The following is a 23,777-nucleotide window of genomic DNA, read 5'->3' as shown; positions in this document are numbered from 1 at the left end:
CGACGGAGGAGGAGTCGGTCACCGAGGGGGTGACGGGCGTTTCCGGGGAGTCGTTCCCCCGGGTCGCCATGAAGATGCCGACGACCAGCGCCAGCGCGGCGATCGCCGCGACGGCCGCGAAGATCGGCCACTTGGACTTGCGCTCGGGCTCCCAGTCGTCGTAGCGGCCGCGCCCGGGGCCGGGGCCGGGACCGCCGCCGTACGGGGGCCGCGCGGGCGGGAGGTTCCCGGTGTACTCGGCGGGCGACACCCGGCGGGTCGCGCCGCCCGGCGCGCCCGCCATCATCCCGGCGGCGGCGCCGCCCGCGGCGAGCGTCGAGCCCTCGGCGAGCATCGTGGTCGCCTGCGCGGGATCGTCCATGCGGGTCTGCGCGGCGCCGCCCGGCCCGGTGCCGATCAGCGCCATCATGATCTGCTGCGCGGTCGGCCGCCGCTCCGGCTCCTTGACCAGGCACGCCGAGATCAGCCCGAGCAGGTTCTCCGGGACGCCCTGCAGCGACGGCTGCTCGTGCATCACCCGGTTGATCACCGCGACGACGGTGTCGTCGCCGAACGGCGGCCGCCCGGTCGCGGCGAACACCATCGTCGTGGCCCACGCCCACACGTCGACGGCCTCGGTCAGCGTGGCGCCCGCCACCTGCTCGGGCGCCATGTAGGACGGGGTGCCGATCGCCTTGGTCGCGGCGGTCTGCCCGGTGTCCAGGGCGCGCGCGATGCCGAAGTCGATGACCCGGGGCCCGTCCGGCGCCATGATGACGTTGTGCGGCTTGAAGTCGCGGTGCACGATCCCGGCCTGGTGGATCGCGACGAGCGCGGTCGCGGTGCCGATCGCGAGCCGGTCCAGCGCCGCGCCGGTGATCGGGCCGGTCTCGGTGATCTGCTTGTACAGCGACGGGCCGGGCACGTACTCGCTGGCGATGTAGGGCTGGTCGCCCGCGACGTCGGCCTCCAGCACCTGCGCGGTGCAGAACCGCGCCACCTGCTTGGCCGCCTGCGCCTCCCGGACGAACCGGTTGCGCGCCATGGTGTCGCCGGCGAGGTCCGCGCGGAGCAGTTTGATGGCGGCCTTGTTCCCGGAGGCGTCGATGCCGGCGTAGACGACGCCCTGGCCGCCCTCGCCGAGCCGTTCGACGATCTCGTACGAGCCAAGCCGCCGGGGATCTCCCGGCTGCAGCTCCGGCATTGACCACTCCTCAGCCCGCGACGAAAAAAACAGTGTTTGGGGAAGCCTTGAGCTTACGCGAGCGCGGACCCGGGCACGGGCCTTTCCCCGTCCGCCCATGCGACGCCCGCGATCATAGGCCCCGGGAGGCCGCCATGCGCGACTTCGCCAGCGATTCCGTACTGGCAGACTCGGATGCCATGAGCATCAGCTATCCGCGGCAGAGCGCCCGCACGCGAAGGTTCAGCCTCGGCGTCCCGCGCGCCTTCCAGATCGCGCCGGACGAGTCCCGCGTCGCGTTCCTGCGCACGAGGGCGGGCGACGACCCGGTGACCTGCCTGTGGACGCTCGACACCGGCACCGGCGAGGAGCGCTGCGTGGCCGACCCCGCGGCGCTGGACGTCCCGGGCGAGGAGAACCTGCCCGCCGAGGAGCGGGCCCGGCGCGAGCGCGCCCGCGAGCAGGCGGGCGGCATCGTCGGGTACGCCACCGACCGGTCGATGCGGCAGGCGGTCTTCACCCTCGCCGGGCGGCTCTACGTCGCCGACCTCGACACCGCGCTCGTCCGGGAGCTGCCCGCGCGGGCGCCCGTCTTCGACCCGCGCCCCGACCCGGCCGGGCGGCGCGTGGCCTACGTCTCGGACCGGACGCTGCGGCTCATCGAGATCGACGGCACCGGCGACCGGGCGCTGGTGCAGCCGGAGTCGGACCAGATCTCCTACGGGCTCGCCGAGTTCGTCGCGGCCGAGGAGATGGGCCGGATGCGCGGCCACTGGTGGTCGCCGGACGGCGGGACGCTGCTGGCCGCGCGGGTCGACGAGACCCCGGTGCAGCGCTGGCACATCGCCGACCCCGCCAACCCGGACGCGGCGCCGGCGGAGATCGCCTACCCGGCCGCGGGCACGCCCAACGCGATGGTGTCGCTGGTGCTGCTCAAGGTCGACGGCGGCCGGGTCGACGTCGCCTGGGACCGCGGCATGTTCCCCTACGTCGTCACGGCGTCGTGGGACCGGCACGGCCTGCTGATCGTCGTCCAGCCGCGCGACCAGCGGGTGACGCGGGTGCTGCGGGTCGACCCGTCCAACGGGGAGACGTCCCTGCTGCACAACGAGCACGACCCGGTCTGGACGGAGATCGTCCCCGGGCTGCCCGTCCGGACGGGCGGCGGCGACCTCGTCTGGGCCACCGAGGACCGCGAGACCGACACGCGCCGGCTCACCGTCGCCGGCACGCCCGTGACGCCCCCTGGGCTGCAGATCCGGTCGGTGCTCGGGGTGGACGGCGACGCGATCCTGTTCACCGGGTCGGAGGAGCCCACCGAGGTCCACCTGTACTCGCGCGACGAGACCGGCGTGACGAAGATCACGGAGGGGCGCGGCGTCTTCGGCGGCACCCGGTCCGGCGGGATCACCGTGGTCACCGGCTCCCGGGCGGACCGGCCCGGCGTGGAGGTCGAGGTGCGCGCGCCGTCCGGCACCCACCCCGTCGCCTCGCTGGCCGAGACGCCGGTGATCACGCCGAAGGTCGAGCTGCTGCGCTCCGGCGACCGCGAGATCCGCACCGCCGTGCTGCTGCCCACCGGCTGGAAGCCCGGCGACGGCCGGCTGCCCGTCCTGATGGACCCCTACGGCGGCCCGCACGCGCAGCGCGTCCTCGCCGTCCAGCGGGCGTACTGCGAGCCGCAGTGGCTCGCCGACCAGGGCTTCGCCGTGGTGGTCGCCGACGGCCGCGGCACCCCGGCCCGCGGCCCGGCGTGGGAGCGCGCCGTCCACGGCGACTTCGCCGAGCCGGTCCTGGAGGACCAGATCACCGCGCTGATCGAGGCGGCGCGGCGGCACCGCGACGCGTTCGACCTCGACCGGGTCGGCATCCGCGGCTGGTCGTTCGGCGGGTGGCTCGCCGGCCTGGCGGTGCTGCGCCGCCCGGACGTGTTCCACGCGGGCATCGCGGGGGCCCCGGTCACCGACTGGCGCCTGTACGACACCCACTACACCGAGCGCTACCTGGGCCACCCCGACGAGGAGCCGGAGAACTACGCCGCCAACTCCCTCATCGAGATGGCGGGCGAGCTGAAGCGCCCACTCATGATCATCCACGGCCTCGCGGACGACAACGTCGTCGCCGCCCACACGCTCCGCCTGTCGTCGGCCCTGCTCGCCGCGGGCCGGCCCCACACCGTCCTGCCGTTGTCAGGCGTGACCCACATGACCCCGCAGGAGGTCGTGGCGGAGAACCTCCTCCACCTCCAGGTCGACTACCTGAAGCAGTCCCTGAACCGCCACTAGGACCTCCAGCTCCGCCACAGGGCCGCGTAGGGGCCGTCGGCGGCGACGAGTTCGTCGTGGGCGCCGAGTTCGGTGATGCGGCCGTCCTCCACCACCGCCACGCGGTCGGCGTCGTGGGCGGTGTGGAGGCGGTGCGCGATCGCCACGACGGTCCGGCCGTCCAGGACGGCGGCGAGCGAGCGCTCCAGGCGGCGGGCGGCGCGCGGGTCGAGGAGGGAGGTCGCCTCGTCCAGCACGAGGGTGTGCGGGTCGGCGAGGACGAGCCGGGCCAGCGCGAGCTGCTGCGCCTGCGCGGGCGTCAGGGCCTCGCCGCCGGAGCCGGTGCTCGCGGCCAGGCCGGGGCCGTCCCAGTCGACCGCCGCGAGGACCCGCTCCAGCTCGGCGTCGGACGCGTCCGGGCGGGCCATCACGAGGTTCTCGCGGATCGTGCCGCGGAACACGTGGTGCTCCTGGGTGACCAGGGCGACGTGGCCGCGCAGCTCGTCCAGCGGCAGCTCCACCAGCGGCACGCCGCCGATGGTGACGGAGCCGGAGCGCGGGCCGTCGACCCCGGCGAGCAGGCGGCCGAGGGTCGACTTGCCCGCGCCGCTGGGCCCGACCACGGCGAGGCGTTCCCCGGGTCTCAGGTCGAGGTCCACACCGTGCAGCACGTCCGTGCCGGAGCGGTAGGAGTAGCGGACGTCGCGGGCCGTGAGCCGCTCGCCGGACGGCCGGCGGCCGTTCGGCGAGCGGTCGGGCGGGATGTTCCCCACGCCGAGCAGGCGGGCCAGGGACGCGCCGCCGAGCTGGAGTTCGTCCAGCCAGGACAGCATCGTGTCCACCGGGGCGATGAGCTGCTGCGCGTACAGGGTCGCGGCGGTCACCTGCGCGAGGGACGCCATGCCGTTGATGTAGAGGAGGCCGCCGACGAGCAGCGTCGCCGCGACGGGCAGCATGAAGCCCAGCTCCGCGACCGGGAACAGGATCATGCGCAGGCGCAGGGTGTACCGCTCGGCCCGGTAGGACGCCGCGATGTCGGCGTCGACGCGTGCGTGCCGGCGGTCCTCCAGCCCGAGCGCCTCTACCGTCCGGGCGCCCTGCACCGTCTCGGTCAGCCCGTCGGCGATCCGCGACCACGCGGCGTTCTCCCGCAGGTACCCGCCGTGGGCGCGGGGCAGGTACCAGCGCATCACCGTCCACAGCACCGGGACGCCGACCAGGGCGGGCAGCGCGACGAGCGGGCCGTTCAGCAGCAGCGCGCCGGCCGTCAGCGCGCAGGCGACGACGGCGACGAGCGTCTCCGGCATCGCGTAGCGGACGGACGTGCTCAGCGTGTCCACGTCCCGGGACGCGCGGGTGACCAGGTCGCCGGTGCCCGCCCGCTCGACCCGCGACAGCGGCAGCGCCAGGACGCGGTCGACGAACTCCTCGCGCAGCCCGGCCAGCACCCGCTCGCCGAGCTTCGCGGACGCGAAGTAGGCGTAGCGGGTCAGAATCCCCTGGACGATGACGAACCCGGCGATGGCCAGGCCGGTCGTGTCGACCTCGGCCCGGCCGTCGCGGACGCCCTCGACCAGGGCGCCGAGCAGGCGCGGCGTCACCAGGCCCGTCACGGCCGCCAGCCCGTGCAGGGCGAGGACGACGGCGAGGTCGCGGGGATACCTCACGACGAGGCGCCGCGCGTACGCGCGCACCTGCGCCGGTGTCGCCACCGGCAGTGTCTCGGCGCTCACGTCCCCGCCCTCTCAGCGGTCTTGTCCATGCTCTGCTCGGGGTCAGGCTGCTCGGGGTCGGTCTGCTCGGGTTTCTCGGTCAGCTCGGGTTTCTCGGTCTGCATCGGGGCCATGGCCTCTCCCCTGGTCACCGTTGCCGCGTAGCGCGGTTCGGTGTCCAGGAGGTCGCGGTGGGTTCCTTCCGCGACGACCTGGCCGTCCAGGACGAAGGCCACGTGGTCGGCCCGGTCCAGCATCAGTGGGCTCGTGGTGCACACCACGGTGGTGCGTCCCGCGCGCGCTGGGCCGAGCCGGTCGGCGATGCGCGCCTCGGTGTGCGCGTCCACCGCACTGGTCGGTTCCACCAGGACGAGAAGGTCCGGGTCGGCGACGAGCGCCCGCGCCAGGCGGAGGCGCTGCTGCTGCCCGCCGGAGAACTCCCGCCCCGCCTCGACGACATGCGCGTCCAGGCCGACGGAGTCGACGACGTCCTCGGCGCAGGCCGCATGGACGGCCGCGCGCAGCGCCGCTCCATCACCGTCGGGGGCGAGGCTCTCGGCGAGTGGGCCGGAGAACAGGCGGTCCTCGTTGACCGCGACGAGGACGCGGCGCCGGACGTCCGCGACGGTGTGCAGCGGAACGCCGCCGAAGTCGACCACGCCCGGCACGTACCGGCCGAGCCGGTCGGCGACGGCCTGCGCGTCGCGCGGGTCCGCCGCCGCGACCGCGGTGACCCGGCCCTCGCGCACGACCAGCCCCGACGCGACGTCGGTGACGTGGAGGGGCCCCTCCGGACGCGCGGTCCCGGCGTGCCGCAACTCCGGCTCCATGGCCAGCAGGGCCGTGACCCGGCCCGCCGCGACCAGCGCCTGGGTGATCCGTCCCGCGGCCTCCCCGACGGTCTTCAGCGGGATGATCAGGAACACCGCGTAGCCGTAAAACGTGACCAGCTCGCCCACGCCGATCGACCCCCGCACGGCGAACCGGGCGCCGGCCCAGGTCACCAGCGCGATCAGCAGTCCGGGCAGCAGCACCTCGGCGCCGCTCAGCCGCGTCTCGGCCCGCGCGACCGCGACCCCCGCCCGCCGCACCCGCTGGGACTCGGCGCGGTAGCGGCCGGAGAACATCGCCTCGCCGCCGATGCCGCGCAGCACCCGCAGGCCCGCGACGAGGTCGGCGGCGTGCGTGCTCAGCTCGCCGACCAGCTCCCGGTGCTCCCGCTCCCGGTCGCGGTAGGGCCGCAGCAGCGGCGCGGCCACCGCCAGGATGACCGGTACGCCCACCAGCACGATGAGGCCGAGCGCGGGCGACGTCGCCAGCAGGATGCCCGCGACGGCGATGATGGCCACGACGGCGCCGGTCCCCCGGGAGATGATGTCCAGCGCGCCGCCGATGTGGACGACGTCGGACAGGCCGATGCTCATCATCTCGCCCGTGCTCAGCCGTCTCGGCAGCGTCCCGCCGAGCCGGGTCGCCTGCCGGGTGACGAGCTGGACGGTCCGGTACGAGGCCGCGAGCCAGTTGAACACCGCGAGCCGGTGCCGGAAGGCGCTGGTCACCGCCTGGAGGACGCCGAGCGCGAGCAGGACCCCGGCCCAGGTCAGCAGGGCGGACTCGTCCCGCGCCGCGACGCCGTCGCCGAGGGCGCGGCCGATCGCGGCGGGCATGAGCGCCTGGCTGAGCATCCAGACCACGCCGAGGGCGGCGCCCGCCGCGCAGCTGCGCCACTGGAGGCGCAGCAGCCACAGCAGGTAGCGCGCCGGTGAGATGTGAACGGCGCCGGAGCCGCCGCGGGACGCGCGGGGGCCCGTCCCCCCTCGAACGGCATGGCCGGGCGTGCCAGGATCTTTTTCCGGCAACGGCTTCACGGACGAAGGTTATGCAGCGGATGTGCGAAAGTTCGACTGGTTTTTCAGTGGTCGGCGCGGGTTACGGCCCGTCCAAAACCCCGCCCGATGACGTCCAGGGGTGCCGCGCGAGGTCAGGACGCGCTAAGGTCTGATCAACGGAGCGATGCTTACTCCGCTCCTTGAGCCGGGACTCCGGCGGCTAGGCCAATGCCGCTCCCCCGGCGCGGCGCGCACCGCTCCCCGTGCCGCGGGGAACGCGCGGGACGCCGTGACCGCTGCCAGTCGCCAGCCCGACTTTTCGGAAGCCCTTGTGAGCACCATCAGTCACCAGACGTATCCCCTCATGCCGGGAGCCGGGGACAGGGTCGACCTGCTCCTCATCGACGACGACCCCGGCGACGTCCTCATGGTCGAGAAGATGCTCGCCGAGAGCGGCATGGACGTCGAGATCAACGTCGTCGGCGACCTCACCGCCGCGGGGCGGGCCCTGACGCGGCGCACCCAGTGCATCATCGTCGACCTGTCCACCCCCGGCATCGACCGGCTCGACGGGCTGCGGCGGGTCCTCGCCCTGTCCGGGTCCGCCGCCGTCGTGGTGCTGACCGGCATCGACGACGCCCACCTCGGCGTGCGGGCGGTCGCCGCCGGCGCCGAGGACTACCTGGTCAAGCAGGAGGTCGACGCCCCGCTGCTGGCCCGCGCCGTCCGCTACGCCATCGAGCGCAAGCGCTCGGAGGAGACCGAGCGGCGGCTGGTCGAGGCCCGCATCGTCGGCCGGGAGAACGCCCGGCTGGAGCGCGGCCTGCTGCCCGTCCCGCTGATCGACGACCCGTCGCTGCGGCACCACACCCGCTACCGGCCCGGCCGGCGGCGGGCCCTGCTCGGCGGCGACTTCTACGACACCGTGCAGACCGAGGGCGGCGCGGTCCACCTCGTCATCGGCGACGTGTGCGGGCACGGGCCCGACGAGGCCGCGCTCGGCGTCCAGCTCCGGATGGCGTGGCGGACGCTCGTGCTCGCCGGCCACACCGGCGAGCAGCTCCTCGGCACCCTCGACAGCGTCCTCGGCCACGAGCGGCGCAGCGAGGAGATCTTCACCACGCTCTGCATGATCACGATCGCGCCGTCGCGGCGGACGGCCCGGATGCACCTGGCCGGGCACCCCGCCCCGCTGCTGTTCCGCGGGATCCCCGGGGACGGCGAGTTCGAGGTGTCGGCGCTGCCGGACTACGCGCACGGCCCGGCGCTCGGCCTGGTGCCCGGCGCCGAGTGGCCGACCACCGAGATCGACCTCGGCGAGTCGTGGGCGCTGATGCTCTACACCGACGGCCTCATCGAGGGGAAGGTCGGCGCGGGGTCCGAGCGGCTCGGCACCGAGGGGCTCGTCGAGCTGGCGCACCGCGCCCGCGCGGGCGGCGCCACGGGACGGTCCCTCATCGACGCGCTCGTCACCGACGTCGAGCGCCTCAACGGCGACGCCCTGACCGACGACCTCGCCGTGCTGCTGCTGTCGCGGCAGCATGAGGGCGGCGGAGCGGCACGTCTTGCGCGTTCCTGACACACCGCCGCCGACCTCGTCAATGTCTTCTCGATCACCTGCCCGGTGAGTTCCGGATCGTCCTGTGAAGTCACTCACCGCGTGGTCTATCACGGAACGGGCACAACGTCCGTTCTGCATGGCTTCATAGCCTGAGGCTATCGAAACCAGTGCGCTCATGACTTGGAACTCTCAGCCCAGGTCGGCATAGCTTCGAGCACGTGGCTGTAGCGATACCTGCGATCTACCGGTCGACCGTCGGCAAGAAGGCCGTCATGGCGGTGACCGGCGCCGTCCTCGTGCTCTTCCTGATCACGCACATGATCGGGAACCTGAAGATCTTCTTCGGGGCGGAGAGCTTCAACGACTACGCGCACTGGCTGCGCACGCTCGGCGAGCCCGCCGTGCCGTACCGGACCGTCCTCACGCTCCTGGAGGCCGGCCTGGTGGTGGCGATCGTCCTGCACATGTGGTCGGCGGTGTCGCTCGCCCGGCGCGCGTCGGCCGCGCGGCCGGTGAAGTACCAGGCCAAGAAGAAGTCGCACGCGCAGGGCTACGCCGCCCGCACGATGCGGTACGGCGGCGTCATCATCGCGTTCTACGTCGTCTGGCACCTGCTGGACCTGACGTTCTTCGTCGTGAACCCGCTCGGCGGCGACGCCACCCCCTACCAGCGGATGATCGCCGACTTCGACCCGTCCCGCTGGTACATCACCGTCTGGTACGTCGTCGCGGTCCTGCTCGTCGGCGCGCACCTCCACCACGGCATCTGGAGCGCGTGCCAGACCCTCGGGCTGCGCACCCCGCGCACGGAGCGGCTGCTCCGCGGGCTGTCCGGAACCATCGCGGCGGTCGTGACGCTCGGTTTCGCCGCCGTCCCCGTCTCCATCACGTTCGGATGGGTGAGCTGACCATGATCGACGGCTTCTACAAGTCCGGCGAGCCGATCGCCGACACCAAGGCGCCCGCGGGTCCCATCGAGGAGCGCTGGACGACCCGCAAGTTCGAGGCCAGGCAGGTCAACCCCGCCAACAAGCGCAAGAAGAAGATCATCATCATCGGCACCGGGCTGGCGGGCGGCTCGGCGGGCGCGACCCTCGGCGAGGCCGGCTACCACGTCCAGCAGTTCTGCTTCCAGGACTCGCCGCGCCGCGCCCACTCGATCGCCGCGCAGGGCGGCATCAACGCGGCCAAGAACTACCGCAACGACGGCGACAGCGTGCACCGGCTGTTCTACGAGACGGTGAAGGGCGGCGACTTCCGCTCCCGCGAGTCGAACGTGCACCGGCTCGCCGACATCTCCCGGAACATCATCGACCAGTGCGTCGCGCAGGGCGTCCCGTTCGCCCGCGAGTACGGCGGCCTGCTCGACAACCGCTCGTTCGGCGGGACGCAGGTCTCCCGCACCTTCTACGCGCGCGGGCAGACGGGCCAGCAGCTCCTGCTCGGCGCGTACCAGGCGCTGATGCGGCAGGTCGACGCGGGCAACGTCGAGCTGTACCCGCGGCACGAGATGCTCGACCTGATCATGGAAGACGGGCGGGCGCGCGGCGTCGTCGTCCGCGACCTGATCAGCGGCGAGATCAAGCACTACACGGCGGACGCGGTCGTGCTGGCGTCCGGCGGTTACGGCAACGTGTACTTCCTGTCCACGAACGCCATGGGCTCGAACGTCACCGCGTCCTGGCGCGCCCACCGGCACGGCGCCCTGTTCGCCAACCCGTGCTTCACGCAGATCCACCCGACGTGCATCCCGGTCAGCGGCGACCACCAGTCGAAGCTGACCCTGATGTCGGAGTCGCTGCGCAACGACGGGCGGGTGTGGGTGCCGAAGAAGGGCGGCGACACGCGGCGGCCCGCCGACATCCCCGAGGACGAGCGCGACTACTACCTGGAGCGCATCTACCCGTCCTTCGGCAACCTCGTCCCGCGCGACATCGCGTCCCGCGCCGCGAAGAACGTCTGCGACGAGGGACGCGGCGTCGGCCCCGGCGGCCTCGGCGTCTACCTCGACTTCGCCGACGCCATCGGCCGGCTGGGCCGCGACAAGGTCGAGGCCAAGTACGGCAACCTCTTCGAGATGTACGAGCGCATCACCGGCGAGAACCCGTACGACACGCCGATGCGCATCTACCCCGCCGTCCACTACACGATGGGCGGGCTGTGGGTGGACTACGACCTGGAGTCCACCATCCCGGGCCTGTTCGTCATCGGCGAGGCGAACTTCTCCGACCACGGCGCGAACCGCCTCGGCGCGTCCGCGCTGATGCAGGGGCTCGCCGACGGCTACTTCGTCCTGCCGAACACCATCGGCGACTACATCGCCCGCAACGACGGCCTCGGACCGGTCGGCGAGAGCGCGGTCACCGAGGCCGAGGAGCGCGTGAAGTCGCAGATCGACCGGCTGCTGTCGGTCGGCGGGGACCGCTCCGTCGACTCCTTCCACCGCGAGCTCGGCCACATCATGTGGGAGTACTGCGGGATGGAGCGCACCGAGGAGGGCCTGCGCAAGGCGCTCGACCTCATCCCGGCGCTGCGGCAGGAGTTCTGGGAGCGCGTCCGGGTCACCGGGAAGGGCGAGGAGCTCAACCAGCAACTGGAGAAGGCCGGCCGCGTCGCCGACTTCTTCGAGCTGGCCGAGCTGATGGTCGTCGACGCGCTGCACCGCACCGAGTCCTGCGGCGGCCACTTCCGGGCCGAGAGCCAGGACGAGGACGGCGAGGCCAAGCGCGACGACGTCAACTTCTCCTACGTCGCCGCCTGGGAATGGGCCGGTGAGGGCGAGCAGCCGATCCTCCACAAGGAGGCCCTGAACTTCGAATACGTCAAGCCGACCCAGAGGTCTTACAAGTGACGATGAAGCTCACACTGCGCGTCTGGCGCCAGAGCGGCCCCGAGGACAAGGGGAGGATGGTCGAGTACAAGCTCGACGACGTCTCCCCCGACGCCTCGTTCCTGGAGATGCTCGACGTCCTCAACGAGCGGCTCATCGCCGAGGGCGAGGAGCCGGTCGCGTTCGACCACGACTGCCGCGAGGGCATCTGCGGCATGTGCTCGCTCGTCATCAACGGCACCCCGCACGGCCCGGAGCGCGCCACCACCACGTGCCAGCTCCACATGCGCAAGTTCAAGGACGGCGAGGTCATCGACATCGAGCCGTGGCGGGCGGCGGCGTTCCCGGTCGTCAAGGACCTGGTGGTCGACCGCTCCGCGTTCGACCGGATGATCCAGGCGGGCGGCTACATCTCCGCGCCGACCGGCACCGCGCCCGAGGCGCACGCCGTGCCCGTCCCGAAGCCCGACGCCGACCAGGCGTTCGAGGCCGCCGAGTGCATCGGCTGCGGCGCGTGCGTCGCGGCCTGCCCGAACGGCTCGGCCGCCCTGTTCCTCGGCGCCAAGGTCACCCACCTCGGGCTGATGCCGCAGGGCCAGCCGGAGCGCTGGGACCGGGTCGTGTCCATGCTGGAGACCCACGACGAGGAGGGCTTCGGCGGCTGCACCAACACCGGTGAGTGCACCGCCGCCTGCCCCAAGGGCATCCCCCTGGACGTCATCGGCCGGCTGAACCACGACTACCTGAAGGCCACCGCGGGCGGAAAGAAGCGCTGACCCGCACGGCGCCCCATGGACGGACCCCGCCCGAAGTACCAGGCGGGGTCATTCATTTCCGGACCCTGGCGAGGGCGCCATTTACTGTGGACGCATGACGATCACGCTGGTGCCCTACCACCTTGACGAACGGCTTCCCGACTCGTCCTTCCCCTTGCCCACCGCCGGTTTCATCCCGGTGACGCGGGAGCTGCCCGAAGGCGACGTCTGGGCGCGCCTCGGCGCGCTGTACGAGTTGGTCTCCGCCGAGGTCGCCGACCAGGTCACCGGCGGGACGCGGCCGACCGTGGTGTCGGGCGACTGCCTGGTCTCCACGGCGGTCCTCGCTGGCGTGCAGCGGGCGGGCGTGGACGCATCGGTCGTCTGGTTCGACGGGCACGGCGACATCCACTCCCTGGAGAGCTCCACGTCCGGCTACATCGGCGGGATACCGCTGCGGCAGATCATCGGCGACCATCCCGAGCTGCTCACCGGCCCGCTGGGGCTGCGCCCGCTGCCGGAGGAGCGCGCCGTCCTGGTGGACGCCCGCGACCTCGACCCGGCCGAGGCGGAGTTCCTCGCGACCTCGGAGGTGCGGCGCTGCCCGGTGGACGACGTCGTCCTGCCCGACGGGCCGCTCGTCCTGCACATCGACCTGGACGTGATCGACAAGGGCGACCTGCCCGGCCTGCGGTTCCCGGTCGGCGACGGCCCGTCGCGGGACGCGGTGCTCACGTCCTACCGTCGCGTCATGGCCACCGGCCGCGTCGCCGCGCTGGATCTCGCCTGCCCCTGGCATCTGCCGGAGGGCGACGACACCGCCATCCGAACCCGTCTGCTGGCCGAGCTCCTGGGTGGGATCCAGGGCGCCTGATCCGGCCACTTGCACATGCGCAAAGGTCCCTGCCCAGGTCGCGATCTTGCAGTAGCGTGCTGCACGTGCAGAAGACTGTGCATATGCATGACCCGTTGCACGGTATCGCCGACCCATCGCACGCGGTGCACCGGTCGATCCTGTGCGTGGACGTCCAGGGCTACGGCACCCGGACGAACTGGGACCAGCTCGCCGTGCGCAGCGTCCTGTTCAAGGTCCTGCCCGAGGCGCTGGCCGACTCCGGCGTGCCCCCGAGGTCGCTGCGGTTCGAGGACCGCGGGGACGGCGCGCTCGTCCTCGTCCAGCCTGACGTGCCGAAGGAGCGGCTGGCCGGCCCCTTCCCGCTGAAGCTGGCGGCCTCCCTCGAACGGCACAACAGCGGCGCGCCGCCGGGGGCGCGCATCAAGGTCCGCGTCGCCGTGCACGCGGGGGAGGTGATCTACGACGCCCACGGCGTGGCGGGCAGCGCGATCGTCGCGGCGTCCCGGCTCCTGGACGCGGAGCCGCTGAAGAACGCCCTGCGCGCCTCCCCCGGCGCCGTCGCCCTCATCGCCTCCACCTGGTTCTATGAAGAGGTCGTCCAGCAGTGCCCGACGTGCGACGCCGCCGCGTACCGTCCCGTCCGCGTAACGGTCAAGGAGACCGATACCCGCGGATGGGTGCGCCCCCTGCCCCCCACGATGACGCCGCCAGCGCCCTCGCCCGGTACCTGGACCCGGCCTGATCGCCGGCGGCGCCGAGGGGCGGCACGCCATCGCCGCACTGCACAACCTGGGTGGTAGGGCCCGGGGCCGGCGCCGACCTGGCGTCTAGCCGCCGAGGGCTTATTCGTTGAGGAGGGTTTCGACGCCTGGGGGAAGGCTTCCGGCCAGGCCCGCCTCGACGAGGAACGTCTGCAGGGTGTCCTGGAAGGCGCGTGCGGCGTGGGTGAGTTCGACGTCCTTGCGGTGGGCGAGCGCGATGGTGCGGAGCAGGCCGGGGCCCTGGCGGCCCCGGCGCGCCTCCTCGTCGGGCAGGACGAGCGGCGTACCGCGCAGGCCGGGCCGTCCGGCGAGGACCATGCTGGGGACGACCGCCACGCCCAGGCCGACCTCCACGAAGCGCAGGACGGCGTCCATCTCGCCCCCCTCGACCGCGAACCGGGGCTCGAAGCCCGCGGCACGGCACGCGCTGATGGTCGCCTCGCGCAGGTCGTAGCCCGGACGGAACATCACGAGCGGGCGGTTCCGGAGGTCCTCGATGCGCAGGTACGAGCGGCGGGGCAGCTGGGCGGCCTTCAGGGAGCGCTCGGGCAGTCCCGTCTCGGCACCGGTCGGGGACGCCACCACCAGGAACTCGCGCAGGATGGGGGTGGTGTCCAGGGGCGGGTCGCCCTGGAGCGGGAGGATGACCAGGGCCATGTCCAGGGAGCCTCGGGTCAGTTCCCGGACGAGGTCGCGGGAGCCGCCCTCCTCCACCAGGAGCTGGATCCCCGGGTAGGCGTCGTGGAAGCGGCGCAGAACGTCCGCCAGTAGGCCCGCGCACAGGGACGGTGTAGCGCCGAGCCGTACCCGGCCGCGTTTGAGGCCGGCGAGTTCCTGCACCTCAAGGCGGGCCGTCTCGACGTCGGCGAGTATGCGTTTGGCAAGCGGCAGCAGGGCCTCGCCCGCGGGCGTCAGGGTGATGTTCCCCCGGGCACGGCTGAACAGGGAGACGCTCAGCTCGGACTCCAGCGCGCGGATCTGCTTCGACAGCGACGGCTGCGCCACCCGCAGGATCTCGGCGGCCTGCGTGAAGTGGCGCACCTCCGCGACCGCGACGAAATAGGCGAGCTGCTGCAACTGCACCCTGCACAGGGTACGGGTCGCGTCCCGGCGCGCCCGCAGGCGGCCCGCGGGTCAGCGGGCGTGCCGGCGGAGCGCCTGCAGGTCATGGACGATGAGGCGGCGCCGGCCCGTCTCGATCCAGCCGTGCGCGCGCAGCGTCCGCAGCGCCTTGCTGACCGCCTCGCGGGACGCGCCGACCCAGCCCGCCAGCTCCTCCTGCGACAGGTTCAGCGTGATGCGGACGCTCTGCCCCTCCCCCTCCGGGCCCGCCCGGTACGGGACGCCGAACCGCTCGGCCAGCTCGACGAGGCGCTGCGCGACGCGTCCGGTCGCGTCGAACATGCCGAACTCGGCGCGTTTGCGGTCGGCGTCGCGCCAGCGCTGGCACAGCACCCGCATGATGATGATCGAGACGCGGCCGTGCGCCTGCAGGAACGCCATGAACTCGTCGGCCGAGACCGCGAGGGCCCGCACCGGCTCCAGCGCGGCGACCGACGCCGACCGCGGCTGCCCGTCGATCGCGGCGACCTCGCCGAGGAGCGCCCCCGGTCCGCGCACGGCGAGCAGGGCCTCCCCGCCCTGCTCGCGGTAGGAGAACGCCTTCACGCGGCCCCGCAGCAGGACGGCGACCCAGCCGGGATCCTCGCCCTCGGTGAAGAGCGTGTCCCCCCGTGCGAAGTCGCGGACGCGGCCACGTGACTCCAGGTCCTCGCGTTCCGCCTGGGTGAGTTCGGCGAAGAACGAGCCCGGTTCGAGGGCGCTCATGCCGTCCACGCTAATTGCCCCCGGGCTTTCCGTGGCCCAGGAAGAGAATCACGAAATCACAACGCGTTGTGTGCACAAATCCCTACTCGAATGGCCGGGGGTGCGCCAGTGTTGATCGCGGCGTGTGCGGTTGGCAGGCCGTCCAGCGTCCACGGCGTTCATGGGGAACGGCGTTTACGGCGGGCGGCGGCCCGGGGGCACGCCGCCCGCCGCGTTGCGGGAGCGCCGCATGCCAGGGCGACGCTTCCGGGGCGGGAAACGCGAACGCCCCCCGTCGCGCGGGGCGGCGGGGGACGTTCGCGAAGAAGCCCGGCCCGGAAGGGCCGAGACGTCAGGCGGACGGGGTGTCCTGCCCCTTCTTGACGATGCCGAGCTTGGTGCCGAGCCACACCACCGGGTCGTACTTGCGGCCGACGACCCGCTCCTTCATCGGAATCAGCGCGTTGTCGGTGATCTTGATGTGCTCGGGGCAGACCTCGGTGCAGCACTTCGTGATGTTGCAGAAGCCGAGACCGTGGTCGTCCTGCGCGATGTTGCGCCGGTCGGCCTGGTCCGCCGGGTGCATCTCCAGCTCGCCGATCCGCATCAGGAAGCGCGGGCCGGCGAAGTTCTCCTTGTTCTCGTCGTGGTCACGGATGACGTGGCAGACGTCCTGGCACAGGAAGCACTCGATGCACTTGCGGAACTCCTGCGAGCGCTCGACGTCCACCTGCTGCATCCGCAGCTCGCCGGGCTTCGCGTCGCCCGGGTCGAACGACGGGATCTCCCGCGCCTTCTGGTAGTTGAACGACACGTCCGTGACCAGGTCGCGGATCACGGGGAACGTGTTGACCGGCGTGACCGTCACCGTCTCGTCCGGGTCGAACGTCGACATCCGCGTCATGCACAGCAGCCGCGGCATGCCGTTGATCTCCGCGGAGCACGACCCGCACTTGCCCGCCTTGCAGTTCCACCGGACGGCGAGGTCGGGCGCCTGCGTGGCCTGCAGCCGGTGGATGATGTCGAGGACGACCTCGCCCTCGTTCACCTCGACGGTGTAGTCGACGAGCTCGCCGTCGCCGTCGTCGCCGCGCCAGACCTTGAACTTGGCCTTGTAGCTCATCGGTCGCCCTCCTCGTCCTTGCCCTCGGCAGCGGGGCCCTCGGCTGCGGGGCCCTCGGCGGCGGACGCGGCGGTCGCACCGGTCGCCGCCTCCCCCGACTCGGCCTCCTCGGCCAGGGCGGCCGGCAGCTCCTCGGCGGTCAGGTACTTCTTCAGCTCGTCGTTCTCGAACAGCTCCAGCAGGTCGTCCCGCATGGGCCGCATCGGCTGCCGCGTCAGCTCGACGTGCGGGTCGGACGGGTCGCCGGCCAGCGAGCAGACCAGGTTGACCTTCCGCCACTCCGCCGACATCTGCGGGTAGTCGTCGCGGGTGTGGCCGCCGCGGCTCTCCTGCCGCTCCAGCGCCGCCTTGGCGACCGCCTCCGACACCAGCATCATGTTGCGCAGGTCGAGCGCGAGGTGCCAGCCCGGGTGGTAGCCGCGCCCCTCGTCGCCCACCGCGACGGGGTCGACGCTGACGTTCGCGACCCGCTCCCGGAGCTTGGCGAGCGACGCCAGGGCCTGCTGCAGCTCCTCTTCCTTGCGGATGATGCCGACCAGCTCGTTCATCGTCTGCTGCAGCTCGGCGTGGACGGCGTAGGGGTTCTCGCCGTCCTTCCGCTCGAACGGCGCGAGCGCCTCGGTCGCCGCCGCGGTGACCTCCGCCTCGGGGACGGCGGGACGGGCGGCCAGCGCGTCGACGTACTCCGCCGCGCCGAGCCCGGCCCGGCGGCCGAAGACCAGCAGGTCCGACAGCGAGTTGCCGCCGAGCCGGTTGGAGCCGTGCATGCCGCCGGAGACCTCGCCCGCGGCGAACAGCCCGGGGACCTTCGCGGCGCCGGTGTCCGGGTCGACCTCCACCCCGCCCATCACGTAGTGGCAGGTGGGCCCGACCTCCATGGCCTCCTTCGTGATGTCGACGTCCGCCAGCTCCTTGAACTGGTGGTACATCGACGGGAGCCGCTTGACGATCTCGGCGGCGCCGCCGGGCATCCGGTCGACGACGGTGAGGAAGACCCCGCCGTGCGGCGATCCCCGCCCGGCCTTGACCTCGGAGTTGATCGCGCGGGCCACCTCGTCGCGCGGCAGCAGCTCGGGGGGACGCCGGTTGTTCTCCGGGTCGTCGTACCAGCGGTCCGCCTCCTCCTCCGAGGTGGCGTACTGCTCCTTGAACACCTCGGGGATGTAGTCGAACATGAACCGCTTGCCCTCGGAGTTCCGCAGGACGCCGCGGTCGCCGCGCACCGACTCGGTCACGAGGATGCCCTTGACGGACGGCGGCCAGACCATGCCGGTCGGGTGGAACTGCACGAACTCCATGTTCAGCAGCGTGCCGCCGGCGAGCATCGCCAGCGCGTGGCCGTCCCCGGTGTACTCCCAGGAGTTCGACGTGACCTTGAACGCCTTGCCGATGCCGCCGGTCGCGAGCACCACCGCGGGCGCCTCGAACACCACGAACTTGCCGGTCTCCCGGACGTAGCCGAACGCGCCGCAGATCTTGCCGTCGTCGTCCTTCAGCAGCCGGGTCACCGTCGTCTCGGCCCAGACCTTCAGCCTGGCCTCGTAGTCGCCGTGCTCGGCGTGGTCCTCCTGCTGGAGGGCGACGACCTTCTGCTGCGCGGTGCGGATCAGCTCCAGGCCCGTCCGGTCGCCGACGTGCGCCAGCCGCGGGTACTCGTGCCCGCCGAAGTTGCGCTGGCTGATCTTGCCGTCCTTGGTGCGGTCGAACAGCGCGCCCCACAGCTCGAGCTCCCAGATGCGGTCCGGGGACTCCTTGGCGTGCAGCTCCGCCATCCGCCAGCTGTTCATGAACTTGCCGCCGCGCATGGTGTCGCGGAAGTGGACCTGCCAGTTGTCCTTGGCGTTGACGTTGCCCATCGCGGCGGCGGCCCCGCCCTCCGCCATCACCGTGTGCGCCTTGCCGAACAGCGACTTGGAGATGATCGCGGTCTTCTTGCCCTGGAGGCGCGCCTCGATCGCCGCGCGCAGCCCGGCACCGCCGGCGCCGATCACCACGACGTCGTACGAGTGCCTCTCGATCTCAGTCATGATTCCTTGGCCTCAGTTGAAGAAACGCAGGTCGGAGATGGTCTCGCTGGCGACCAGCATGATGTACAAGTCGGCCACCACCAGCGAGCCCAGCGTGATCAGCGCGTACGTGCCGTGCTGCTGGTTGATCTTGGACACCCAGCCCCACATCCGGTACCGGACGGGGTTCTTGGAGAAGTTCTTCAGCCGTCCGCCGACGATGTGCCGGCAGGAGTGGCACGAGAGGGTGTACAGCCAGAGCAGGACCACGTTCCCGACCAGGATGACGGTGCCCAGCCCGATGCCGAAGCCCCCGTCCTTGCCGTGGAAGGCGAGAATCGCGTCGTAGGTGTTGATGAGGGAGATCAGCACGGCCGCCATGAAGAAGTAGCGGTGCAGGTTCTGCCCGATCAGCGGGAAGCGCCGCTCCCCGGTGTACTTCTTGTGGGGCTCGCGCACCGCGCACGCGGACGGCGACTGCCAGAAGGAGCGGTAGTACGCCTTGCGGTAGTAGTAGCAGGTCAGCCGGAACAGCAGCAGGAACGGCAGCGAGATCGCCGCGAACGGGATCCAGCCGCGGGTGCCCTCCGGCAGGAACGTCCCGAACAGCGCCGCGCTGCCGGTGTGGCCGTTCACCGTGACGTCGTTGCAGATCTCGTTGAAGCACGGCGAGTAGAACGGCGTCAGGTAGTGGAACTGCGGCACGTAGAAGGCGGCGCCCCAGAAGGCCCGTACGGTCGCGTACGCCACCCAAAGGGTGAAGATCACGAAGATCGACACCGGATACAGGCGCCAGTTGTCCTTCCGGAGCGTGCGTTCCTTGATCTGGGCGCGCGATTTCGCGGGCGCCTCCACAGTGCTCATCGTTCGGCTCTCCTGAGCTCGGGTCGTCGTGTCCCCGGTACCACGGTCTGAGCGCACCCGTGCGGCCGTCGCGCCCCGGCCCCCGGCCCGTGCGTCCGAGCCGTCGGCCATGCGTCCCGGCCGGGTCGCGATGGCGACCGGATGCCGTGTCGCATGCGGGCGGTGACGCCTCGTGTGCGCTTCCAGCGAAGCGACCCTACGCCACCTGCCAGGAGCTGTGACATACACAACAGCCAGACCCGCATGTGAGTCTGACCACAGACTTTAGCCCCAGGAGAGCACCTTGGCACCGCTCGCCATCCATAACCAGTTGTTATGGCTTTGCGGAATCGAGACGAGTGCACCCCGGCATGACCGTTCGGTCGCCCGGCGCGCGAGCCGGGCGGGTCCGCGCTTGGTGACGGACCGTGACGGCCGGATGAAGACCTAATTTCCTACCTGGATCGTGTGTGGCCGAGGATCTTGCGAATGAAATGGGCCTCGGCCTCGCTCGCGCGGCCGTTGCCGTACACGCGCAGGACCTCCGCGAGGTCGGGGAAGCGGTCGGCGAGGAGCGCGGCGGCGGCCTCGATCTCCGAGGCGGAGGCGACCTCGCGCAGGACGGTCTGGACGAGCCGGGCCGACTCGGCGGGCCCCCGGCCGGCGGACGCGCCGTCCCGGTCCTTGCCGTCCGCACCCGGGGCGCGCTCGGCGATGCGCACGTTCGAGGTGGTGGTCGCCGTCTCGGCCCTGATCTCGGCCAGGCGCTCCTTGATCTCGGCGGCGGTCATCGCGTCGAACGCGGGCCCGGCGACGAGCTCCTCGACCGCCATCAGCCGGTGCAGGACGGCCGGATTGCTGATCTTCGCCCGCTGGCCGGACATGAGCTGCGACAGCATCGGCGCGGACAGGCCGAGGACGCCGGCCAGCCCGGACTGCGAGAGCCCGAGCCGGTCGAGGAGCGGGCGGACGCGGTCGCCGAGCGGTTCGCCGTACCACTCGGCCTGCAGCGCGCGATTCCGGACCACCGTGTCCTCGGCGACGGCCAACCGAACCAACCCCTTGACGATTCGCAAATGCAAACGCTATATTCGCGGACGCACACGCTGCCATGCCGTCCACTGTCATGGTGCCATGTACCGCGGCGTTTGCATATGCGACGAACCTGGAAGGATCGACCATGCGCCTGTCAACTCGGCTGGCCACCACCGCCGCCGCGCTGCTCCTCGCGGCCGGCGCGCTCACCGGCTGCTCGCCGCTGGGCGGAGAGTCCTCGTCCGCCGGGGCGCGGTCCGGCGGCTCGGCGGGCGAGGCCGTCGCGGAGGGCGAGCCCGGCTTCGACAACACCGGCGAGCCGGTGACGAAGGGCACGTTCGACTCCCCCATCGCGCCGGGGGCCAAGGTCGACATCGCGATCATGGGCCTCAAGGTGCGGGGCAGGCTCGCCACCCTCCTCACCCAGTTCACCCCGCGCATCCCGCCGGGCGGCGAGGACAACCCCAACCCCTACGAGCTGAACGGCAGGAACGGCCTCGGGACCTCGCTGATCGACCCGGTCAACCTCAAGCGGTACGTCGTCGTCAAGGACTCCGGCGGCAAGGAGCTGGAGACGCACGACATCTTCACGCACATCGCCAACAACCAGACCGGCAACTTCTCCTACACGTTCGCCGCCCCGCCGGAGAACGTGAAGGCGGTGGACGTGCAGATCGGCTCGTGGCCCACGTTCCGCAACATCCCGGTCGAGCGGTGACGGGCATGCGGCGAGTCCTGTTCCTGACGGCCGTCCTGGGCGCGGTCCTGGCCGTCCCGGCGGTGGCCGGGGCCGCGCCGGACGTCCCGGACGTCCCCGAGGCCAACATCGCCGAATCCGTGCGCGGCATCGAGACGGCCCGGTCCGTGCGCGGCATCGACCTGTCCAAGGCGGTCGTCCCGCTCGAGACCGAGGAGGACGACGGCGAGCGGGTCACCGTGCGCATCTCGGCGGACGTCCTGTTCGACTTCGGCGAGGCGACGCTCACCGACGCCGCCGAGCGGAGCATCGCCGAACTCGCGAAGCGGCTGAGCGACGCCCGCGGCACCGTCGAGGTGTCCGGCCACACCGACTCCGTCGGAACCGACGCCTACAACCTGGACCTCTCGACGCGGCGCGCCGAGGCGGTCAAGGCCGAACTGCAGCGCTCACTGCAGGGGGCGTCGCTGCGCATCGAGGCCAAGGGCCACGGCGAGACCGAGCCCGTCGTCCCGAACGAGAAGGGCGGCGAGGACGACCCCGAGGGCCGCGCCAAGAACCGCCGCGTCGACATCACCTACGAGAAGGGCTGAGCGCGCGATGCCGCACGCACTGCGAGCCGCCGTCCTCGCCGTCACTGTCGCCCTGGCGCTGACCGCGTGCGGCGCGCGGGGCAGCGACGAAGCTCCCGATAGGGCCGCCACCGCCCCCGCCAGGCCGGGCGGCGCGACGCCGTCTCCCTCCGGCCCCGAACCGGCGGAGTGCCCGCACGGTCAGCTGATCAAGGCCGTGGAGATCCCCGCCGTGCACGCCGACCCGGTGCACATCCCGGAGGCGACGATCGGCGGGGAGAAGGTCCCGGCGGTGACGATCCCCGGCGTGGACATCCCGGCCCAGCGCGTTCCGGCGCAGTGCGTCGAGGAGAAGCCCGCCCCGGGCGCCTGCCTGGGCGCGGTCGCCGTCCCCGGGACGTCGATCCCCGGCACGGAGATCCCGGCGGTCCGCATTCCCGGCGTCCAGGCGGGCGGCGCCAGCGCCGACCCGGTCGAGGAGCCCGCGAAGTCGCAGAAGGCGATCGACCAGTCCGCGGTCTCGGTCGCGGAGGTCTGCCAGAGCAAGCCGTCCAAGGAGGGGCAGTACGTCGCCTCCGTGTACCGGCCGTCCCTCTACCGGCCCTCGCTCTACCGCCCGACCCTGTACCGGCCCTCGCTCTACCGGCCGCGTGCCTGCAACGACGACGGGGAGTGCATCCCGCCGGTCAACGTCCCCTCGGTGACGGTCCCCTCGGTCAGCGTCCCCTCGGTGAGCGTTCCGGCCGCCTCCCTCAAGTCGTACGTCGCCGGTCCGGGCCAGGTCATCAAGGGGGACGACCGGATCGCCTACAACATCGAGGCGGACGTCCTGTTCGACTTCGGCAAGGCCGACATCAAGCCGGCGGCCGCGAAGTCCCTCGCCGAGCTGGCCGAGTCGATCCGCAAGGAGGTCCCGTCCGGCGCGCCCATCCAGGTTGACGGCCACACGGACGCCAAGGGCGACCCGGCGTCCAACAAGGCGCTCTCCGAACGCCGCGCGCAGGCCATCGTCGACTGGCTCGCCACCAAGGGCGGCCTCGACCGGGCCCGGCTGAAGGCCACCGGCTACGGGGAGACGAAACCGGCCGTGTCCAACACCGAGCCGGACGGCTCCGACGATCCGCGGGCCCGCGCGAAGAACCGCCGCGTGGTGATCTCGGCCGCCCGTTCCTAGGCCCGGGGCGGCGGCCCGAGCTGGTCGAAGATCTGCAGGGGTTCCCCGTCCAGCGTCCGGACGGGGAACCGCAGTTCGAGACCGCACGCCGCCAGCGCGCGCCGCGCGGCGTCGGTCCCGTCCGGGCGCCGCGCCGGGTCGGCGGCGCACAGCCACGCGACCACCGCCCACAACCGCGGCGGCACCCCCGCGGGCGGCGCCCCCACCCGCTGCCGCGGCTCCGGATCGCCCGCACCGGTCAGCATCCGCCAGCCGACCATGCCCGCCGCGTACAGGTCCTGCCGCGGCCCCGGGCGGTTCCAGTCGAGCACCTCGGGCGCCAGGTATCCCGGGGTGCCGACGGTGAAGCCGGTCGTGGTGAACCGCATCCCGTCGTCCCCCAGCGCGATCCCGAAGTCCGCCAGCCGGACGTGCGGCGCCCCCACCGGACTCGGCTCCAGCAGCATGTTCGCGGGTTTCACGTCCCGGTGCACCACCCCGGCCCCGTGGATGTGGCTCAGCGCGGCGAGCAACTGGTCCAGGACCTCGGCCGCGTACGCCGGCGGCAGCCTGCCGTAGTCGCCGAGGAGCGTCTCCAGGGAGCCCCCGCTGACGAGGTCCATCGCCAGCAGGACGTCGTCGTCAGCGGAGCACGACGCGTACGGGCCCGGGCGGCGAGCCGGTGGGACTGGACCGGGAGATCCTGCTGGACGCGACGGACGACCGGCTGCACCAGGACTACCGCGCTCCCGCGATGCCGGCGTCCGCCGCACTGGTCAGGGCGCTGCGCGCCGCGGGCGTCCCGGCCGTGA

19 protein-coding genes and 2 pseudogenes are annotated in these 23,777 nt (G+C 72.2%); 11 read left to right on the top strand and 10 right to left on the bottom strand.

Annotated elements, in window-relative coordinates; all coding sequences use genetic code 11:
- On the bottom strand, positions 1-1,183 hold a 1,183-nt coding region (locus E1266_RS20960), incomplete at its 3' end, for a serine/threonine-protein kinase (RefSeq protein WP_132049469.1).
- A gap of 179 nt (positions 1,184-1,362) precedes the next feature.
- On the opposite strand from E1266_RS20960, the gene E1266_RS20955 reads away from it, so the two are divergent.
- Positions 1,363-3,447, top strand: a complete 2,085-nt coding sequence (locus E1266_RS20955; RefSeq protein WP_132049467.1) for a prolyl oligopeptidase family serine peptidase — start codon at positions 1,363-1,365, stop codon at positions 3,445-3,447.
- Here E1266_RS20955 and E1266_RS20950 read toward each other — a convergent pair.
- Both E1266_RS20950 and E1266_RS20945 read right to left on the bottom strand, forming a co-directional pair.
- A complete protein-coding gene (locus E1266_RS20950; RefSeq protein ID WP_132049465.1) occupies positions 3,444-5,159 on the bottom strand; it encodes an ABC transporter ATP-binding protein in 1,716 nt (571 codons plus the stop codon). The genes E1266_RS20955 and E1266_RS20950 overlap by 4 nt on opposite strands.
- Positions 5,156-7,006 (bottom strand): ABC transporter ATP-binding protein, encoded by a 1,851-nt coding sequence (locus E1266_RS20945; protein ID WP_243718669.1) that lies wholly within the window; start codon positions 7,004-7,006, stop codon positions 5,156-5,158. The genes E1266_RS20950 and E1266_RS20945 overlap by 4 nt, the downstream gene beginning before the upstream one ends.
- 292 nt (positions 7,007-7,298) lie before the next feature.
- Between E1266_RS20945 and E1266_RS20940 the strand changes: the two genes are divergently transcribed.
- From E1266_RS20940 to E1266_RS20915, 6 genes are all read left to right on the top strand, one after another.
- Positions 7,299-8,546, top strand: coding sequence for a SpoIIE family protein phosphatase (locus tag E1266_RS20940; protein ID WP_347876735.1), 1,248 nt, complete (start codon positions 7,299-7,301; stop codon positions 8,544-8,546).
- 200 nt (positions 8,547-8,746) lie between these two features.
- Positions 8,747-9,436, top strand: coding sequence for a succinate dehydrogenase cytochrome b subunit (locus tag E1266_RS20935; RefSeq protein ID WP_132049463.1), 690 nt, complete (start codon positions 8,747-8,749; stop codon positions 9,434-9,436).
- A gap of 2 nt (positions 9,437-9,438) precedes the next feature.
- Complete coding sequence (locus E1266_RS20930) at positions 9,439-11,379, top strand: fumarate reductase/succinate dehydrogenase flavoprotein subunit (protein ID WP_132049475.1); 1,941 nt, start codon at positions 9,439-9,441, stop codon at positions 11,377-11,379.
- A gap of 2 nt (positions 11,380-11,381) precedes the next feature.
- Positions 11,382-12,134, top strand: a complete 753-nt coding sequence (locus tag E1266_RS20925; RefSeq protein ID WP_132049473.1) for a succinate dehydrogenase/fumarate reductase iron-sulfur subunit — start codon at positions 11,382-11,384, stop codon at positions 12,132-12,134.
- 94 nt (positions 12,135-12,228) lie between these two features.
- Positions 12,229-12,987, top strand: a complete 759-nt coding sequence (locus E1266_RS20920; RefSeq protein ID WP_132049461.1) for an arginase family protein — start codon at positions 12,229-12,231, stop codon at positions 12,985-12,987.
- Between the two features lie 83 nt (positions 12,988-13,070).
- Positions 13,071-13,769: a hypothetical protein gene (locus tag E1266_RS20915; RefSeq protein WP_132049459.1), complete on the top strand. Its 699-nt coding sequence runs from the start codon at positions 13,071-13,073 to the stop codon at positions 13,767-13,769.
- Positions 13,770-13,811: 42 nt separating this feature from the next.
- On the opposite strand, the gene E1266_RS20910 is transcribed toward E1266_RS20915, so the two are convergent.
- The 6 genes from E1266_RS20910 to E1266_RS20885 form a co-directional block, all read right to left on the bottom strand.
- Complete coding sequence (locus tag E1266_RS20910; protein ID WP_132049457.1) at positions 13,812-14,813, bottom strand: LysR substrate-binding domain-containing protein; 1,002 nt, start codon at positions 14,811-14,813, stop codon at positions 13,812-13,814.
- A 51-nt stretch (positions 14,814-14,864) separates the two neighbouring features.
- Positions 14,865-15,557, bottom strand: coding sequence for a Crp/Fnr family transcriptional regulator (locus E1266_RS20905; RefSeq protein ID WP_132049455.1), 693 nt, complete (start codon positions 15,555-15,557; stop codon positions 14,865-14,867).
- Positions 15,558-15,888: 331 nt separating this feature from the next.
- Entirely contained in the window at positions 15,889-16,659 is a 771-nt protein-coding gene (locus tag E1266_RS20900) for a succinate dehydrogenase/fumarate reductase iron-sulfur subunit (RefSeq protein ID WP_132049453.1), read from the bottom strand.
- A complete protein-coding gene (locus tag E1266_RS20895) occupies positions 16,656-18,686 on the bottom strand; it encodes a fumarate reductase/succinate dehydrogenase flavoprotein subunit (RefSeq protein ID WP_132049451.1) in 2,031 nt (676 codons plus the stop codon). The genes E1266_RS20900 and E1266_RS20895 overlap by 4 nt, the downstream gene beginning before the upstream one ends.
- Before the next feature lie 12 nt (positions 18,687-18,698).
- A complete protein-coding gene (locus tag E1266_RS20890) occupies positions 18,699-19,529 on the bottom strand; it encodes a hypothetical protein (protein ID WP_132049449.1) in 831 nt (276 codons plus the stop codon).
- Positions 19,530-19,963: 434 nt separating this feature from the next.
- Positions 19,964-20,584 carry a hypothetical protein gene (locus E1266_RS20885; protein WP_243718668.1) on the bottom strand — a complete coding sequence of 207 codons (621 nt, stop codon included), beginning with the start codon at positions 20,582-20,584 and terminating at the stop codon, positions 19,964-19,966.
- A gap of 104 nt (positions 20,585-20,688) precedes the next feature.
- Here E1266_RS20885 and E1266_RS20880 point away from each other — a divergent pair, with 104 nt between their 5' ends.
- Genes E1266_RS20880 through E1266_RS20870 form a run of 3 tightly spaced genes read left to right on the top strand, consistent with a single transcriptional unit; the run spans position 20,689 to position 22,986 of the window.
- Positions 20,689-21,261 (top strand): hypothetical protein, encoded by a 573-nt coding sequence (locus E1266_RS20880; RefSeq protein WP_132049447.1) that lies wholly within the window; start codon positions 20,689-20,691, stop codon positions 21,259-21,261.
- 5 nt (positions 21,262-21,266) lie between these two features.
- Positions 21,267-21,833 carry an OmpA family protein gene (locus E1266_RS20875; protein ID WP_132049445.1) on the top strand — a complete coding sequence of 189 codons (567 nt, stop codon included), beginning with the start codon at positions 21,267-21,269 and terminating at the stop codon, positions 21,831-21,833.
- 7 nt (positions 21,834-21,840) lie between these two features.
- The gene (locus E1266_RS20870) at positions 21,841-22,986 is read left to right on the top strand and encodes an OmpA family protein (RefSeq protein WP_132049443.1); all 1,146 of its coding nucleotides are present in this window, start codon (positions 21,841-21,843) and stop codon (positions 22,984-22,986) included.
- On the opposite strand, the pseudogene E1266_RS20865 reads toward E1266_RS20870, so the two are convergent.
- Positions 22,983-23,612, bottom strand: a pseudogene (locus E1266_RS20865) (protein kinase); the annotation flags it as partial. The gene E1266_RS20870 and the pseudogene E1266_RS20865 overlap by 4 nt on opposite strands.
- Positions 23,613-23,656: 44 nt before the next feature.
- On the opposite strand from E1266_RS20865, the pseudogene E1266_RS39490 reads away from it, so the two are divergent.
- Positions 23,657-23,777, top strand: a pseudogene (locus tag E1266_RS39490) (homoserine kinase); the annotation flags it as partial.

The sequence above is a fragment of the Actinomadura sp. 7K534 genome, from assembly GCF_004348575.1.
Taxonomy (GTDB): domain Bacteria; phylum Actinomycetota; class Actinomycetes; order Streptosporangiales; family Streptosporangiaceae; genus Spirillospora; species Spirillospora livida.
Note: the sequence above shows the minus strand (reverse complement) of the source record. Positions and strands in the feature narration are given on the sequence as shown.